Annotated in this window: 12 protein-coding genes; 3 read left to right on the top strand and 9 right to left on the bottom strand. The window is 65.9% G+C overall.

What is annotated here, in order from left to right:
• Positions 1 to 167: 167 nt before the first annotated feature.
• Genes JO391_RS03695 through JO391_RS03705 form a run of 3 tightly spaced genes read right to left on the bottom strand, consistent with a single transcriptional unit; the run spans position 168 to position 3,851 of the window.
• A complete protein-coding gene (locus tag JO391_RS03695) occupies positions 168 to 1,823 on the bottom strand; it encodes a flavin monoamine oxidase family protein (RefSeq protein ID WP_220662849.1) in 1,656 nt (551 codons plus the stop codon).
• Positions 1,824 to 1,851: 28 nt separating this feature from the next.
• Complete coding sequence (locus JO391_RS03700) at positions 1,852 to 2,742, bottom strand: carbon-nitrogen hydrolase family protein (RefSeq protein WP_220662850.1); 891 nt, start codon at positions 2,740 to 2,742, stop codon at positions 1,852 to 1,854.
• A 14-nt stretch (positions 2,743 to 2,756) separates the two neighbouring features.
• Complete coding sequence (locus tag JO391_RS03705; protein WP_220662851.1) at positions 2,757 to 3,851, bottom strand: C45 family autoproteolytic acyltransferase/hydrolase; 1,095 nt, start codon at positions 3,849 to 3,851, stop codon at positions 2,757 to 2,759.
• A gap of 238 nt (positions 3,852 to 4,089) precedes the next feature.
• On the opposite strand from JO391_RS03705, the gene JO391_RS03710 reads away from it, so the two are divergent.
• The gene (locus JO391_RS03710; protein ID WP_220662852.1) at positions 4,090 to 5,544 is read left to right on the top strand and encodes a biotin carboxylase; all 1,455 of its coding nucleotides are present in this window, start codon (positions 4,090 to 4,092) and stop codon (positions 5,542 to 5,544) included.
• Between the two features lie 48 nt (positions 5,545 to 5,592).
• On the opposite strand, the gene JO391_RS03715 is transcribed toward JO391_RS03710, so the two are convergent.
• From JO391_RS03715 to JO391_RS03740, 6 genes are read right to left on the bottom strand one after another with little or no spacing between them, the layout of a single operon-like run.
• Positions 5,593 to 6,660 (bottom strand): dipeptidase, encoded by a 1,068-nt coding sequence (locus tag JO391_RS03715; protein WP_220662853.1) that lies wholly within the window; start codon positions 6,658 to 6,660, stop codon positions 5,593 to 5,595.
• Positions 6,661 to 6,712: 52 nt separating this feature from the next.
• Positions 6,713 to 7,486 carry an ABC transporter ATP-binding protein gene (locus tag JO391_RS03720; RefSeq protein WP_220662854.1) on the bottom strand — a complete coding sequence of 258 codons (774 nt, stop codon included), beginning with the start codon at positions 7,484 to 7,486 and terminating at the stop codon, positions 6,713 to 6,715.
• On the bottom strand, positions 7,486 to 8,316 hold the full coding sequence (locus JO391_RS03725; protein ID WP_220662855.1) for an ABC transporter ATP-binding protein: 831 nt from the start codon (positions 8,314 to 8,316) through the stop codon (positions 7,486 to 7,488). The genes JO391_RS03720 and JO391_RS03725 overlap by 1 nt, the downstream gene beginning before the upstream one ends.
• Positions 8,313 to 9,215, bottom strand: coding sequence for a nickel transporter permease (gene nikC / locus JO391_RS03730; protein ID WP_220662856.1), 903 nt, complete (start codon positions 9,213 to 9,215; stop codon positions 8,313 to 8,315). Before nikC ends, JO391_RS03725 begins: the two co-directional genes overlap by 4 nt.
• The gene (locus JO391_RS03735; protein WP_220662857.1) at positions 9,212 to 10,279 is read right to left on the bottom strand and encodes an ABC transporter permease; all 1,068 of its coding nucleotides are present in this window, start codon (positions 10,277 to 10,279) and stop codon (positions 9,212 to 9,214) included. The genes nikC and JO391_RS03735 overlap by 4 nt, the downstream gene beginning before the upstream one ends.
• A 46-nt stretch (positions 10,280 to 10,325) precedes the next feature.
• Positions 10,326 to 11,924, bottom strand: a complete 1,599-nt coding sequence (locus JO391_RS03740; protein ID WP_220662858.1) for an ABC transporter substrate-binding protein — start codon at positions 11,922 to 11,924, stop codon at positions 10,326 to 10,328.
• A 282-nt stretch (positions 11,925 to 12,206) separates the two neighbouring features.
• Here JO391_RS03740 and JO391_RS03745 point away from each other — a divergent pair, with 282 nt between their 5' ends.
• A complete protein-coding gene (locus JO391_RS03745; protein ID WP_220662859.1) occupies positions 12,207 to 14,561 on the top strand; it encodes a Hint domain-containing protein in 2,355 nt (784 codons plus the stop codon).
• A 97-nt stretch (positions 14,562 to 14,658) separates the two neighbouring features.
• Positions 14,659 to 15,597 (top strand): pirin family protein, encoded by a 939-nt coding sequence (locus JO391_RS03750; protein ID WP_220662860.1) that lies wholly within the window; start codon positions 14,659 to 14,661, stop codon positions 15,595 to 15,597.
• Positions 15,598 to 15,728: the final 131 nt, after the last annotated feature.

Consider the following 15,728-nt stretch of genomic DNA (forward strand, 5'->3'; position numbering starts at 1 on the left):
GACCCGCGACTTGGTGGCATCAATCTATTGGCCGGGCAGGGCGCCGCTATCCCCAAAGCGAATCCGGGCGGGATTGACCGGGGTGGCCAATCGTTAAGTCCAAGTTAAGATGGACTCGCAAGTTATTGATAACAAAGGGTCCGGCGGAGCGTCCGAGCTCGGACGCCTCACCCCGGCAGGGCCACAGGCCCCCATTCGGCAAAGCGGTCCCCCGGTCCGGGATTGTCGGCCGGGCTCTTGCCCCCAAGATGGGTCATCACCCCCCAGACCGCATTCAGCCCGGTCTGCACCGCCCCCTCCACCCAGGCCGGCGTCCAGCTGATATCGTCCCCCGCAAGGAACAGCCCCTTCTGGTGGTCGGGCAGGGCATCCTGAACGAAGTGCCCGAACATCCGGTGGTTATACCGGTAGTGCCCCGGCAGCGCCCCCTTGAAGGCCCCAAGGAAGTTCGGATCGCTCTCCCAGCTGACCGTGATCGGGTCCCCGATGATATGGTCCCGGATGCGGGCCTTGGGGTAGACCTTCTCCAACGCCGCCAGCGCCAATTCCACCCGCCGCTCGATCGGCTGGGGCAGCATCTTCAGGGCATCCGACATCCAGGAATAGGTCAGGCAGATCACTCCCGGCCTGTCGTCGCCCAGATCGAACAGATAGGTCCCCCGCGTCAGCCGGTCGGTCAGCGTCATCGACATGACCTGCCGCCCTGACTCCGGATCGCGGTCCTTCCAGAACGGCCGATCCACCATGACAAAGGTCTTGGACGACTGCATGTACCGCGTCCGGTCCAGAGCCATCCACATCTCATGGCTGAAGAGGCTCTCCTCCGTCTCCACCGCCGTGGTCAGCAGCCAGGTCTGGCAGGTGGCGATCACCGCGTCGAAGCTGTCGGTCCGCCCCCATTGGTCGGTGATGGTCAGCCGCCCGTCTGCGCCGCGGTAGAGCTTCCGCGCCCCCGGCCGCGTCGCCCCGCCGTTCAGGCTGGCCAGCGTCGTGCCGGCCGGCCAGTGGACCATCTTGTCGGGCGCGTGCCGCCACAGCCCCTGCGGCACCTGTTCGACGCCCCCCACCATGAACCGCTGGTTCTCGTCACATTCCGTGACATTGACCCGCAATATCTCCAGCATCGAGTTCGGGAAGTCGCTGTCCCATCCCCCGGTGCCAAAGCCCACCTGGCCAAAGACCTCGCGGTGCTTGAAGCTGAGACCCCGGAAGGCGCGGGAGGAGGTCACGAAGTCATAGAAGGTTCGCTCGTCCCAATCCCGGACGATCGGGTTCCAGATCTCCTTGATCCGCGCGGCATCCCTGTCGCGGATCGCCTGCTTCAGAGCCGAGAAGTTCGCCCCCTCCTCCAGCGCCGCGTCATAGGCCTGCGCTACCTCGCGGAACAAAGGCGGCAGGTCGGCCAGCGTTTCGGCATAGAAGGTCTCGCCGAAGAGGTCGATCACGGTGGACCCCGCCGCCGGGGTCAGCGGGTTGGGGAAGGGCCGGCTGTCGATGCCCAGCTTGTCCACATAGTGGTAGAAGCCGGTGGAGGAAACCGGGAACCGCATCCCCCCAAGCTCGGCGATCACTCCTTCCGCGCCCTCGAAAGCCTGGCTGCGCAGCCGCCCGCCGAACTGCCCGCTTTCATAGAGGATGGGCCGCACACCCATGCGCATAAGTTCATAGCCGGCAAGAACCCCGGAAATCCCTGCGCCGATGATCGCGACCTTGGCGCCGTGCCGATCGGCCGGGATCGCGCCAAGGCCAGACGGATGCGTGATCCAGTCGTCATAGGCAAAGGGGAAATCCGGCCCGAACATCGTCACGCGGCCCTTGGTCATCTGCATCCTCCCCTTCGCCGGTCTGCCGTCACTCTGCCGCTTCGACGCCCGGCAGGGAAGTCTCCTCGCCGGCCCGGCCCGGCCGTTCCAGCGGCCCGAGCGAGTCCAGATAGCTGCGGTCAAAGCCCTTGCGGTCATAGACCGAGAAGTGGTGGGTGTTGTCCCGGAAGCTCTTGATCGGCTGACCCAGGCCCATCAGCCCGCGTTCGCGCTGGCGGCGCACCACGTCGAGGTCGATCTCGACCGGCAGGAAGACCTCGGCGGTCAGGGCCTGGTGGATGATGCGGCCCGCCGGGTCCACGATCAGCGACTGGCCGTTGCCACCCACGCCAAGCCCGTTGATGTGGAAGACGTAGGACTGGAACATCGCGCCCGCCGCCTGCGCCACGGCCAGGTCTGCCGGCCGGTCCAGGAAATGCGCCAGCACCGGGTTGATGATGACCTCGGCGCCCATCGAGGTCATCTGGCGCAGGAGTTCCGGGAACCAGATGTCATAGCAGATCGCCATGCCGAAGCGCCCGACGTTCGGCACGTCGAAGACCACCACCTCGTCGCCCGGCGTGGTGGCAGGCTCATAGGGCGCGAAGGGGAACATCTTGCGATAGCGGGCGATCACCTCGCCCTCGGGGTTGATGACCGGCGACATGTTGTAGATCGCGCCGTTGCGCCGTTCGAACAGCGAGCCCGGGATCAGCCAGATCTTGTGCTTGCGCGCCATGTCGCAGAAATCCTGCTCGTATTCGCCGCCGGTGGGCTGGGCCGAATGCGGCGCGGGGCCATGGGCAGCGAGTTCCGAGAACACCACCATCTGCACCCAGGGGTAGATGTGCATCAGCACGTCCAGCCGCTGGCGCAGGTGTTCGATGTTGTTGTTCATGCCCAGATACATCTGGACGCCGGCGATCGCGAAGGGGGTCATGGGGCTCCTTTCCTTCAGGCGGCGGAATGGGCCGCGCCGAAGCTGTGGCTGGGATGGTGCGGGCGCGGCGGCTCTTCGGCCAGGCGTCCGTGGGTAAAGACAAGTTCGCGCGAACCTTCGCGGAAATCGGCAAAGGACTGGCGCGTGGCTGGCAGGCCCGGCCAGTGCAGTTCCATGCGGCCTTGCGCCGGGCGATAGAGGGCGGTGAACAGTGTGCCGAACCCCTCGCCATAGCGGGTGGAGTGCAGGGGCGGCGACAGGAAGCGATGGAGGAGCGAGGTCGCGGTGAACGGGCCGTCACCCATGGCGGCGGCGAGGGCCGAGAACCGCTCGGCGCTCTGGCTCAGCCGCCCGTGCCAGGGCCATTCGACGCCCAGTTGGTGGTTCGTGGCAAAGCGGTCGGCCAACACCAGGGCAGGGCGGTCGGGCGACATCAGCACCGTGGCATGGGCGCCCGAGGCATCGACCAGGGTCAGGTTGTAGGCCATGTGGCAGGGCAGCGCCCGCAGCGCCTCGACCCCGTCCTGCACGTCGCGGCACATCTGCAGCACATAGCGCAGGATCAGCGGCACGCCGAAGCCCTGGCCATGGGCTGCCCGCCCGCCAAAAGCCAGCGAAACGGCCAGCCCGGCGGCGTTCATGCCGTCGGACAGGCCGGCCAGGCCATCGACCATGCCGATCACCGGGCGGCTGCCCCAGGCGGTGCGGAAAAGCACGCCTTCAAGGAGGCGCGGATCGAGGTCGTAGTTGCGGATCAGGCAGGGGCCGTCCTCATCGACCACGACCGCCTGCGCGCAATGCATCAGGTAACGGGGCGGCGACCAGAAGGTCAGGAAACAGGCGGCCCGGACATCCCCACCCACCACGGCGACCAGGCGCTCCCAGATGGGCACGAACTCTGGCATGTGACGGCGCAGCGCCCGTTCGGCGCGCGCAAGGTCGGCCTCGCCGCCAGCGCGCTCGCCCAGCCAGCCGGACCAGCCCGGCCAGCCGTTCCAGAACACCTGCGCCCAGGCTGCCCCCGGCGCCTCTTCGGCAAGCCAGCGCAGCCGGACCGCTACCGGATCGGTGCGGGGCGTGCGGGCTGGTCTTTCGGCATCATGGGTCATGTCGGAGAACGATCCACCCGCGCCTCGGGTGGTGTCAAGGACGGAATTCTCCCCCGCGAATGTTTCGTTTGGCGCTCGGCCGTAGCCGGATAGCGCCGCTCATCGCATCTTCGAAGACAACATCATGCTCCATGATGCGCCCGGGGTGCCTCGGCAGGCCGCGCTTGACGCGACGGCCTTTGGCGCGCGAAGGTCGGGTCAGGCCCCGATCACAGGGGCGGCCCCAGGGGAGTGAACGATGACGAAGGATCGGCCAAAGCTGAAATCGCTCAGCGAAATCTACCGCTTCTTCCGGCGGAACGAGACGCCGATCTACATGATCACGCCGACGCCCTTCAGCCTTCTTGGCCTGGACCAGTGGGTCGGTGGCCTGGAGTACGTCAACTACTTCGACATCTTCGAAGGGGCGCATCCGCGCTGCTTCATTCCGCGCATCGGCGAAAAGCCCGAGTTCAAGTCGATGGAGGATGTGGGCAACTACCTCCTGGACCATCCCGACTTTCGCGCCCACGTGAAGGCGCGTCCGCGCGGCAAGGCGCTGTTCGTGATGTTCGACGAAGAGACCGAGGCGCTGTGCGACGAGGTCGGCGTGGACCTGGCGCTGCCGCCCTTCGGCTTGCGCAACCGGCTGGACAGCAAGATCGAGACGACGCGGCTTGGCAACGAGGCCGGCGTCGCCTCGGCGCCCAATGTGCTTGGCACGGCAGACAGTTACGAAGAGCTTTGCAAGCTGGCCAAGAAGGCGAAGCTGGGCCAGGATCTTGTGGTGCAGACGCCCTATGGCGACAGCGGCCGGACGACCTTCTTCATCAAGGATGCCGAGGATTGGGAGCGTTATGCGCCCAAGATCATCGGCCAGGACCTGAAGGTGATGAAGCGGATCAACCACCTGCCCGGCACGATCGAAGGCTGCGCCACGCGGCACGGCACGCTCGTCGGGCCGGTCATGACCGACATCACCGGGTTCGAGGAGATCACGCCCTACAAGGGCGGCTGGTGCGGCAACGACATGGCGCCCGACATCCTGCCCCACGGCGTGCCGCACAAGGTGCGAAAGATGGCGCGCAAGTTCGGCGACCGGCTCTATGCCGAGGGCTACAAGGGCGTGTTCTGCCTGGACTTCCTTCTGGATACCGACACGCACGAGGTCTACCTGGGCGAGTTGAACCCGCGCATCTCGGGCGCCTCGCCGCCGACCAACCTTATCACCTCGACCTACGGAGGGGTGCCCCTGTTCCTCTTCCATCTGCTGGAATTCATGGATGTCGACTGGGAGATCGACCTGAAAGAGGTGCAGGACCGCTGGAGCGACTATGACAACTGGACCCAGCTTGTGCTGAAGCAGACCGAGGACAAGGTGGAGCTTCTGACCAAGGCGCCCCGCTCAGGCATCTGGAAGATGGCGCCGGACGGGTCGGTGCATTTCCTGCGGCCCGCGCTGAACGTGCAGTCCCTGGGCGACGAGAGCGAGGCCTTCTACCTGCGCGTCTATGGCCAGGGCGACTATTGCTATCACGGCGCGGACCTGGGGATCCTGATGACGCGGGGGCGGATGCAGTCGGCCGATCGGCAGCTTCTGGACCGGGCGAAGAAGTGGAATGCCGGGATCAAGTCGCAGTTCGTGAGCGTTCCGCTGACGCCGCAGATGGACATGGCACCGCCGCCGGATTTCGCCTCGGGCAAGTGGTACTGACCCGCGCCACCAAATGAGGGCTTTCCCCGCCGCCGGCGGGGAAAGCGGTCAGCCGCCCCAGGTGCGCTCCAGCACGCCGATCCAGTTCTCGTGGCAGAGCCTGCGCATGAGCCGATCATCATAGCCATGGGCCCGCATCGCGTCTTGCAGCCGCACGAGGCCGGTGACATCGCCGATGTCCTTGGGCACCGTCGCCCCGTCGAAGTCCGACCCCAGCCCGACATGGTCCTCGCCCACGTGATGGATCAGGTGGTCCAGGTGGCGCAGCATCGGGTCCAGCGTCATGTCGGGCGACTGGCGACCATCGTCGCGCAGGAAGACGGTGGCGAAGTTGAGGCCCACCATGCCCCCGGAATCGCGGATCACCGCCAGCTGGCGGTCCGTCAGGTTGCGGGTGGTCTGGGTGACGGCATGGGCGTTGGAATGGGTGGCGACCAAGGGCGCATTTGAGATGCGGGCCACGTCGTCGAAGCCCTTTTCGTTGATGTGGCTGAGATCCACCATGATGCGAAGCTCGTTGCAGAGCCGGATCAGGTCCTTGCCCGCCTCGGTCAGGCCCGGCCCCGTGTCGGGGTGGCCGGGAAAACGGAAGGGCACGCCGTGGCCAAACACCGTGGGGCGCGACCAGACCGGGCCAAGCGACCGCAGGCCCATCTGGTGATAGAGGTACAGCGCGTCCAGATCCTCGCCGATGGGTTCGGCGCCTTCCATGTGCATAATGCCGAAGATCGTACCCTTGGCCATGCAGTCGCGGATATCGGCGACCGAGCGGGCAATCTTGAACGACCCTGGCGCGGCACGTTCCATCCACAGAAGATGGCCCGCCATGGCCAGCGCCACCGGCTGCGCCTTCTCGGCCGGGATCAGGTCGGGCAGCGGCAGGTCATAGGGCGGGTTGTCCATGAGCGCGTCATGGGCATCAAGATCCTCGGTCGAGGGCGAGGAGATGTAGATCGCGAAGAAACCGCCCGCAAAATGGCCTGCCTTCATGCGCGGAAGGTCAAGGTGCCCCTTGCCGTCGCCCTGAAGCCAGATCGACACCCGGTCGTCTGGGGCGTGCAACAGCCGCAGGAGAAAATCGTTGTGGCCGTCGATCACGGGCAGGGGGGCGGTCATGAGGTGTCCTTTCCGGGCGGCCGGGGATTCGGAGACAGGATGCAGCAGCGGCTCAGGAGGGTCCAGAGACCGGATCGAGCATCCTGTCCGCCGAGGCGGCAAACAGGCTACGCGCATAATCGGTGGTCATGCGACCGGCCGAGAGGTCGGCGTGGCGTAATTCCTCGACCGCGCGGCCATGCTGCATGACCAGCACGCGGTCGCACATGTGGTCGATCACGGCAAGGTCGTGGCTGACCATCAGGAAGGTGAGGCCGCGCTCGGCGCGCAGGCGGTTCAAGAGGTTCAGAGTCTCCGCCTGCACCGAGGCGTCCAGCGCCGAGGTGGGTTCGTCCAGCAGCAGGATTTCCGGCTCCAGCATCAGCGCGCGGGCGATGGCGACGCGCTGGCGCTGGCCGCCGGACAACTGGTGCGGATAACGGAAGCGGAAATTCGCAGGCAGACCGACATCGGTCAGCGCCGTGGTCACTCGGGCATCGGTGTCGCGGATTCCGTGGATCGCCAGCGGCTCGCTCAGGGTGCGGTCGATGGTGTGGCGGGGGTGCAGGCTGGAATAGGGATCCTGGAACACCATCTGCACCCGCCGCGAGAAGCCCGCGTCGCGCGGCGAAGGCAAGGGCTTGCCATCCAGCCGGATGGTGCCGCCGCTGATCGGGGCCAGCCCGCAGATCGCGCGCAGGATGGTGGATTTGCCCGATCCGGATTCACCCACCAGACCATAGCTTTCCTTCGCCTCGACCTTGAGGGTCACATCCTGCACAGCGCGGACGTCACGGCCCTTGACCTCGAAGGTGACAGAAAGGGTGTCGATTTCCAGCAAGGCCATCAGCGCGCCCAATCCGCTTGTCTGTCCAGCACCGGCAGCGGCTCGCGCGGGCCGCCGATGCGGGGCAGGCAGTTCAGAAGCCCTCGCGTATAGGGGTGTCTCGCGTTCAACAGGTCGCGCGCCGCCAGTTCCTCGACGATCTTGCCCTTGTACATCACCAGAACCCGGTCGCAGAACCGCGCCACCAGCCGAAGGTCGTGGCTGATGAAGATCAGCCCCATGCCCCGGTCGCGCACCAGGGCATCGAGGATCGACAGCACTTCGGCCTGAACCGTGACGTCCAGCGCCGAGGTCGGCTCGTCCGCGATCAAAAGATCGGGGTTCGGGATCAGCATCATCGCGATCATCACGCGCTGGCCCATGCCGCCCGAAAGCTCGTGCGGATAGCTGTCCATCACCCGGTCGGGATCGCGGATCTGCACCGCTTCCAGCGCAGCCACGGCGCGCTTGTGCGCCTCGGTCTTGTTGACATGGTCGCGGCGACGCAGGCCTTCCATCAGTTGCGCGCCGACCCGCATCACCGGGTTCAGCGAGAACTTGGGGTCCTGCATCACCATGGCCATGCGGTGCCCGCGCAGACCCCTCATCTCTGTCTCGCTGGCGCGGGTCAGGTCGATGCCGTCGAAGGTCATCTCGTCAGCGTCGATCCGCCCCGGCGGCCGGATCAGGCGCAGCACGGATCGCCCGGTCATGGTCTTGCCCGAGCCGCTTTCGCCCACAATGCCAAGCCGTTCACGGCCAAGGCTGAAATCGACGCCGCGCACCGCCTCGACCTTGCCGGCCTCGGTGTCGAAGGTCACGCGCAGGTTTCGCACCGAAAGCAGCGTCATCGCCCGGCGCTCCTTGGGTCCAGCACGTCGCGCAGGCCATCGCCCAAAAGGTTGAAGCCAAGCGAGACGGTGAAGATGGCAAGGCCGGGCATCGTGGCAACCCACCATTGTTCGAACAGGAACTTGCGGCCGGCGCTGATCATCACGCCCCATTCCGGCAGGGGGGGCTGCACCCCGAGGCCCAGGAAGCCCAAGCCCGCGGCCGTCAGGATCACCCCTGCCATGTCCAGTGTGACGCGGATGATGACCGAAGGCAGGCACATCGGCATGATGTGGCCCCAGATGATGCGCGCCGCTCCGGCCCCTTGCAGGCGCACGGCGGCGATGTAGTCGGACTTGCGCACCGTCAGCGTCTCTGCCCGTGCCACGCGGGCATAGGGCGGCCAGGAGGTGACGGCGATGGCCAGAACCGCGTTTTCCATCCCAGGACCTAGCACGGCGACAAGGGCAAGGGCGAGGATCAGCTTCGGGAAGGCCAGGAAGATATCGGTGATCCGCATCAGGATCTCGTCCGTCCAGCCGCCGAAATAGCCGGCGACCGTGCCGACCAGCAGCCCGAAGACCGGCGCAGTCAGCGCCACCATGACCACGATGGTCAGGGTGATGCGGGCGCCGTAGATGATGCGCGACAGGATATCGCGGCCGAAATCGTCGGTGCCCAGCCAGTTGCCGGGCGTGCCGGGCGGCAAGAGGCGGCGCGACAAGTCCTGCGTGATCGGGTCATGCGGCGCCAGCACGGGCGCGAAAGCTGCCATCAGCACCAGCGCCAGCACGATGAAGAGGCCGATCATCGCCAGGGGGTTGCGGCGCAGCCGCAGCCAGCTGAGCCAGGCCTGCCCCAGGCGGGCCTGCCAGCGCGAGGCGGGAGAGGGGTCGCGCAGCCATTCGGTCAGGGTCATGCGCGTGCCCTCGGATCGACAAGGCGGTACAGGATGTCGGACAACATGTTCAGGCCGACGAAGCAGAAGCCCACCACGATGGTTCCGCCCAGGACCGCCGGCATGTCGCTGACCATCAGTGCGTCGGTTATGTAACTTCCGATGCCGGGCCAGGCGAAGATCGTCTCGGTCAGGACCGCGCCCTCCAGCAGATAGGCATAGCTGAGCGCGATGACGGTGATCAGCGGCACCAGCACGTTGCGCATGGCATGGACCCAGATCACCCGCCGTTCCGGCATCCCCTTGACCCGGGCGGTGGTGATGTATTCCTGGCCCAACTCGTTCATCATGAAGCTGCGCGTCATCCGGCTGATGTAGGCCATTGAGATATAACCCAGAATCCCGGCCGGCAGGATGATGTGGGAGAAGGCGTTCCAGAACATGTCCCACTGTCCGGCCAGGGCGGTATCGACCAGGATCATGCCGGTCATCGGCTCCATCTCGAAGTCGAAGGTCATCTGGTAGGCAACATCCAGGCGCCCCGGCCCGCCGACCCAACCCAACTGGCCGTAGAAGAGCAGAAGCCCCATCAGGCCCAGCCAGAACACCGGCATGGAATAGCCCATCAGGCCCACCAGCCGCACCAGCTGGTCGATCCACGAACCCGGCCTTGTGGCGGCCAGAACGCCCGCAGGCACGCCCACCAGAACCCCCAGGATGGTGGCCAGCGTGGCAAGCTCCAGCGTGGCGGGGAAGTAGCGCTTGATCTCTTCCAGCACCGGGTCGCGGGTTCGCACCGAAAGACCCAGATCGCCCTGCATCACGTCGCGCACATAGATGCCGAACTGCTGCCACAGCGGCAGGTCCAGGCCCAGTTTCTGGTGCAGCTCGGCGATCTGCTCGGCCGAGGCCCGCTCGCCCAGGATGGCGTGCGCAGGATCGATCGGCACCACGCGGGCGATCAGGAAGGTCACGAGCAACAGCCCGAGGAAGGTTGCGGCCAGCGATAGCGCGATGCCGGCGGTCTGGCGCAAGACTCGGCCAGTTGCGCTGCGGCGCGGCGAGGAAAGGGCGGGGGAGGTCATGCGGGGGAAAGGCTGGCGCGCCGGATCGCTCCGGCGCGCCGCCGGATCACTTGGTGACCAGCCAGTAGGCGGCCGAGTCGATCGCGCCGCCGGTGTAGAAGTTCTCGACGTTCGCCTGCATCCCGGTCTGGTAGCCGATCTGGAACATCACGATGAAGGGCGAGGTCTCGCGGTGCTTCTTCTGCAGTTCCTCGTACATCGCCTTGCGCTTGCCGGCGTCCATTTCCATGACGGCCGCCTGGCTCATCGCCGTCAGTTCGCCCGGATCATAGGCATTACGCCAGGCAAGGTAGCCCGTGTTCTGCGCCTCGTCCGAGTTGTCGGGGTTTTCGGCAAAGGTCGAAGAGTTGGTGTTGGGGTCGGGATAGTCCGGGCCCCAGCTTTGCAGCGTGGCATCGTGCTGGCGGGCGCGATAGCGTTTCAGCTGCTCTGCCCCTTCGCCGACGTTCAGTTCCACCGTGATGCCGGCCTGACCGAAGGTGTTCTGGATCGACTGCGCCATGTCCATCCGGTCCGACGCGTTGCGTACGTCCAGCACGACCTTCGGGTTCTGGACGCCCGACTCCGCCACCAGCGCCTTGGCCTTCTCGATATCCAGCGAGTAGGGGTTGTCCTCCAGCGCGCCCAAATAGCCGATGGGCAGGAAGGACTGGTGCACCACCTCGGTGCCCTTCAGGAAGGTGTCCACCATGCCCTGGTAGTCGATGGCATAGCGCATCGCATCCAGGAACTTCTGGTTCTTGTACATCTCGTTCTTCTGGTTGAACGAGAGGTAGAAGATCTGCCCGCCGACATCCGGCTGCACCTTCACCGCCGCGTTGCCGGCCAGGCCCTCGATGTCGGTGGGGGTCAGTTCCCGCGCGATGTCGATGTCGCCCTTTTCCAGCTGCAGGCGCTGAGTCGCGGCTTCCGGAATGTGCTGCATGAAGACCTTCGAAATCTTCGCCGGCCCGCGCCAATGCGTCGGGTTGGCCTCCAGCACATAGCCTTCGTTCGGCTTGAAGGACTTCAGGACATAGGCGCCCGAACCGGCCGAGTTCGACTTCAGCCATTCGTTGCCCATGTCGCCGTTTGCGTCATGCTCCATGACGGTCTTCTGGTCGACGATCGAGGCGACGCCAGCGGTCAGGATGTTGTAGACGAAGGTTGGCGCATAGGCCTTGTCGACCTTGAAGGTCAGCGTGTCGCCGTCTGCGGTGATCATCTGGTCAACGTTCTCGGCCGACCAGCCGAACTGGTTCAGAATGAAGGCCGGGGTCTTGTTGATTTTGACGGCGCGTTGCAGCGAGAAGGCCGCATCCGCCGCGGTGACAGGGTTGCCCGACGCGAAGGTGATGCCCGGCTTCATCTTGAAGCTGTAGGTCACACCGTCATCGGCCACCGACCAGCTTTCCGCCAGGCCGGGCACCAGCTCCTTTGAGACCGGGTCCAGCTCGATCAGCCCGTCATAGGTGTTGTTCACCACGTCGAGCCCCGAAAACTCATAGGCCTCGTGCGGGTCAAGCGAGACGATGTCGTCGATGGCATCGGCGATGACCAGCGTGTCGGCCGGCGTCGCCGCCATCAGGGCGACCGGCGCGGTACCCAGCAGAAGGGCGGCAAGTCCAACGGCGCCCGCGCGGCGCAGGCGTGCTTCGAAAGTCATTCTCAACTCCCTGTTTTTATTGGGCTTCATCTCGGCTACCGCAGGCGGTCTGCGACTGTCCCAACCAAGATTGGGACCTTTCGCGCCTCCGTTGTCAAGGAACTGTTGCAGGCCGAAATGCGGCAACGCAGCGGCGGCGGGCCGGTTGCGCCCGATTCCGGTCGGAATTGATCGAAATTACTCCGTCGTTCCGCCCGCAATCCGCACCGGTCTTACCGCTATCCACTGTCGGTAAACACTCCGGGGGCAGTCTGTCCGCCGGCAGGACCAGGGCATTTCGGTATGGCAACCTACAACGGCAACAACTTCAACAACACCTACTTCGGGGGCGACTCGGCTGACAGCATTTCCGGCAATGGCGGCGCCGACAGTCTGTACGGCGGTGGCGGCGATGACTCCGTGTACGGCGGATCCGGCAATGACCGGCTCTATGGCGGCGATGGCAACGATACGATCGGGGGCGGAACCGGTACCGACTCGCTGGAGGGCGGGGCCGGCAACGACACATTGCGCGGGGAGGACGATGCCGACACGCTGCTTGGCGGCGCTGGCAACGACGTTCTCGACGGCGGCGCTGCGAATGACCAGGTGTATGGTGAAGCGGGCCTCGACACGCTGACAGGCGGCACTGGCAACGACTCGCTCTTCGGCGGCGACGATGCCGACAGCCTGACGGGCGACGACGGTGCAGACAGCCTGGACGGCGGCCTTGGCAATGACACGCTTCTTGGCGGCGTCGGGGTCGACACGCTTTACGGGGGCGACGGCAACGACAGCCTCGACGGCGGCACAGAGAACGACCTCCTCGGCGGTGGCGCCGGCAATGACACGATGCTGGGCGGGGCCGGTCTCGACACGCTCTACGGTGGCGACGGCGCGGACAGCATCGATGGCGGCGCAGACGCTGATTTCATCACGGGCGATGCGGGCGATGACACCCTGGTCGGCGGTGCCGGCAACGACTCGCTCTACGCCGGGGACGGGAACGACTCGCTGGATGGCGGTGACGGTGCGGACAACCTTGATGCCGGCGCGGGCAACGACACCATGCGCGGCGGCCTGGGCAACGACACCTTCTATGGTGGTTCGGGGCTCGACATGGTCGACTACTCGAACTCGACGGGCGCAGTCACTGTCAACCTGAGCACCAACGTCTTTTCTGGCGGTGAAGCCGCGGGCGACGTGAATGGCGGCGGTGTCGACGGTGTGATCGGCTCGGCCTTCGCCGATTCGCTGACCGGCTTCGATGGCGAGGCGACGACTGGCGGCGACATCTACACCAACGTCTTCTACGGCGACGGCGGCAATGACACGATCTCGGGTCTTGCCGGTGGCGACTCGCTCTATGGCGGCGACGACAATGACCAGATCCTTGGCGGTTCGGGTGCCGACACCATCGGTGGCGATGCCGGAAACGACACGATCGACGGTGGCACCGATGCCGACCTTATCTCGGGCGGTTCGGGCAACGACTCCATCGCCGGCGGAACCGGCAACGACACCGTGTCGGGCGATGCCGGAAATGACAGCATCGACGGCGGCGACGGCAACGACAGCCTGTCCGGGGGGGCTGACACCGACACGATCCTCGGCGGGATCGGCAACGACACTTTGTCCGGCGATGCCGGCAACGATCTGCTCTACGGGGGCGACGGCCTCGACAGCGTCTATGGCGGCGCGGGAAGCGACTCCCTTCACGGCGGCGCTGGCGCGGACCTCCTGGACGGGGGCGACGACAACGACAGCATCTATGGCGGTTCGGGCGATACAATCCTGGGCGGGGCAGGGGCCGACGCCATCTACAGCGGCGGCAACTCGATCATCACCGGCGGCGCCGGCAACGACACGATCTACGCCCAAGCCGGCGACACGATTTACGGCGGCAATGTCGATGGCGACCAAGACATCATCGACCTGACCGGCATCGCGAACTACCGCATCGTCCGCGTGCCCGACAGCGACGGCAACGGCTGGGACGGCCGGATCGAAATCCTCGACTCGAACGGGAACGTCACCGGCACGATCGAGTTCCAGAACATCGAGATGGTGCCCTGCTTTACGCCGGGCACCCTGATCGCCACCGAACATGGCCGCCTGCCGGTCGAGGAATTGTCCGAAGGCGACCGCGTCCTGACGCGCGACAACGGCTTCCAGGAAATCCGCTGGATCGGTCGGCGCAGCCTTGGCGCGGTGGACCTGGCGCAGAACCCCGACCTGCGGCCGGTACTGATCCGCCGCGGCGCCTTCGGCGAGAATGTGCCCGAACGCGACATGGTGGTCAGCCCCAACCACCGGATGCTGATGTCGGGCATGCGCACCGAACTGTGGTTCGGCGAACATGAAGTGCTCGCCGCCGCCAAGCATCTGGTGAACGGCGCGTCGATCCAGCAGATCAACCCGCTTCGCACCACTTATGTCCACTTCCTCTGCGACCGGCACGAGGTGGTCCTTTCCGATGGGGCATGGTCGGAAAGCTTCCAGCCCGGCGACCAATCCATGAGCGGCATGGGCGAGGATCAGCGGCAGGAGATCTATTCCATCTTCCCCGAACTGCGGGAACGCGCCGGCCGCGCTGCCTATGCCAGCGCGCGCCGCTCGCTGAAGGGGCATGAGGCGCGGATCCTGCGCCACGGCTGACACCGGCTGTGCACGGGTGCAGGGTGTCTCTGCGCCCGTGCCCGGCGCAATCGGCGGGTCATTGCGCTATCTTGCAGCCAAAGCAGGAGCAAGCGCCATGAGCTGGAACCCCATTCTGGACCCCACGATTCCGATCGGTGATGCCGTCGATGCCATCGAGGCGGTCATCGTCCCCCGGGCGCGCGACCTGGGTGGGTTCGAGGTGCGCCGCGCGCTGCCCTCGGCACAGCGCCAGATGGTCGGCCCCTTCATCTTCTTCGACCAGATGGGTCCGGCAGAGTTCCTGACAGGCGAAGGGATCGACGTGCGTCCGCATCCGCACATCGGCCTCGGAACCGTCACCTATTTGCTGAAGGGCCGCCTGCATCACCGCGACAGCCTTGGCACCGACCAGTGGATCGAACCGGGCGCAGTGAACTGGATGCTGGCCGGCCAGGGCATCACCCATTCCGAACGCACCGATGGCGAAGCGCGCCGCGCGCCGCAGTCGATGTTCGGCCTGCAGACCTGGCTGGCCTTGCCGAAGGACCGCGAGGATGACCCGGCTGGCTTCGTCCATGCCGGCGCGTCGCAGCTGCCGGTGCTCGAGGGCGAGGGCAAGACCGTTAGGTTGATCCTCGGCAATGCCTGGGGCGAGGCCATGCCGATGCCCATGCCGGTCGAGGTGTTCTATGCCGATGCCGAACTGGCTCCGGGCGCGGCCATTCCCCTGCCGGATGACCACGAAGACCGCGGCGCCTATGTGCTGAAGGGCGAAATCACTGTGTCGGGCCAGGTCTTCGGGCCGGGGCATATGCTGGTCTTCCGCCCTGGCGACCGGATCTCGTTGAAGGCCGGTGCCGAGGGCGCCCGCGTGATGTTGCTGGGTGGCGCCACGATGGACGGGCCGCGCTACATCTGGTGGAACTTCGTCGCCTCGTCCAGGGAACGCATCGAAGCCGCCAAGGAAGCCTGGCGCGCGGGCGATTGGGCGCATGGCCGGTTCAGCCTGCCGCCTGGTGACGACGGCGAGTTCATCCCCGCACCAGAGCGTTGAGCGACGTGCCTGGCCGTTTCGGCCCAGTGGATGTGGGCGCCAGCGGTCGCCCCCGGTCATAGGCGGCGCTGCGCCTTCAGGGAACCGATTGGCGGCCCCACATGTACGCCATTCCACCCTTGACGCCGCGC

It is taken from the genome of Neotabrizicola shimadae, from assembly GCF_019623905.1.
GTDB lineage: Bacteria > Pseudomonadota > Alphaproteobacteria > Rhodobacterales > Rhodobacteraceae > Neotabrizicola > Neotabrizicola shimadae.

Excerpts from the sequence above, each read along its gene's own strand:
- JO391_RS03725 (WP_220662855.1), bottom strand. The coding sequence starts at position 8,316 with ATGACGCTGCTTTCGGTGCGAAACCTGCGCGTGACCTTCGACACCGAG.
- JO391_RS03695 (WP_220662849.1), bottom strand. The coding sequence starts at position 1,823 with ATGACCAAGGGCCGCGTGACGATGTTCGGGCCGGATTTCCCCTTTGCC.
- JO391_RS03700 (WP_220662850.1), bottom strand. The coding sequence starts at position 2,742 with ATGACCCCCTTCGCGATCGCCGGCGTCCAGATGTATCTGGGCATGAAC.
- JO391_RS03750 (WP_220662860.1), top strand. The coding sequence starts at position 14,659 with ATGAGCTGGAACCCCATTCTGGACCCCACGATTCCGATCGGTGATGCC.
- JO391_RS03715 (WP_220662853.1), bottom strand. The coding sequence starts at position 6,660 with ATGACCGCCCCCCTGCCCGTGATCGACGGCCACAACGATTTTCTCCTG.
- JO391_RS03735 (WP_220662857.1), bottom strand. The coding sequence starts at position 10,279 with ATGACCTCCCCCGCCCTTTCCTCGCCGCGCCGCAGCGCAACTGGCCGA.
- JO391_RS03740 (WP_220662858.1), bottom strand. The coding sequence starts at position 11,924 with ATGACTTTCGAAGCACGCCTGCGCCGCGCGGGCGCCGTTGGACTTGCC.
- JO391_RS03720 (WP_220662854.1), bottom strand. The coding sequence starts at position 7,486 with ATGGCCTTGCTGGAAATCGACACCCTTTCTGTCACCTTCGAGGTCAAG.
- JO391_RS03705 (WP_220662851.1), bottom strand. The coding sequence starts at position 3,851 with ATGACCCATGATGCCGAAAGACCAGCCCGCACGCCCCGCACCGATCCG.
- JO391_RS03745 (WP_220662859.1), top strand. The coding sequence starts at position 12,207 with ATGGCAACCTACAACGGCAACAACTTCAACAACACCTACTTCGGGGGC.
- nikC (WP_220662856.1), bottom strand. The coding sequence starts at position 9,215 with ATGACCCTGACCGAATGGCTGCGCGACCCCTCTCCCGCCTCGCGCTGG.
- JO391_RS03710 (WP_220662852.1), top strand. The coding sequence starts at position 4,090 with ATGACGAAGGATCGGCCAAAGCTGAAATCGCTCAGCGAAATCTACCGC.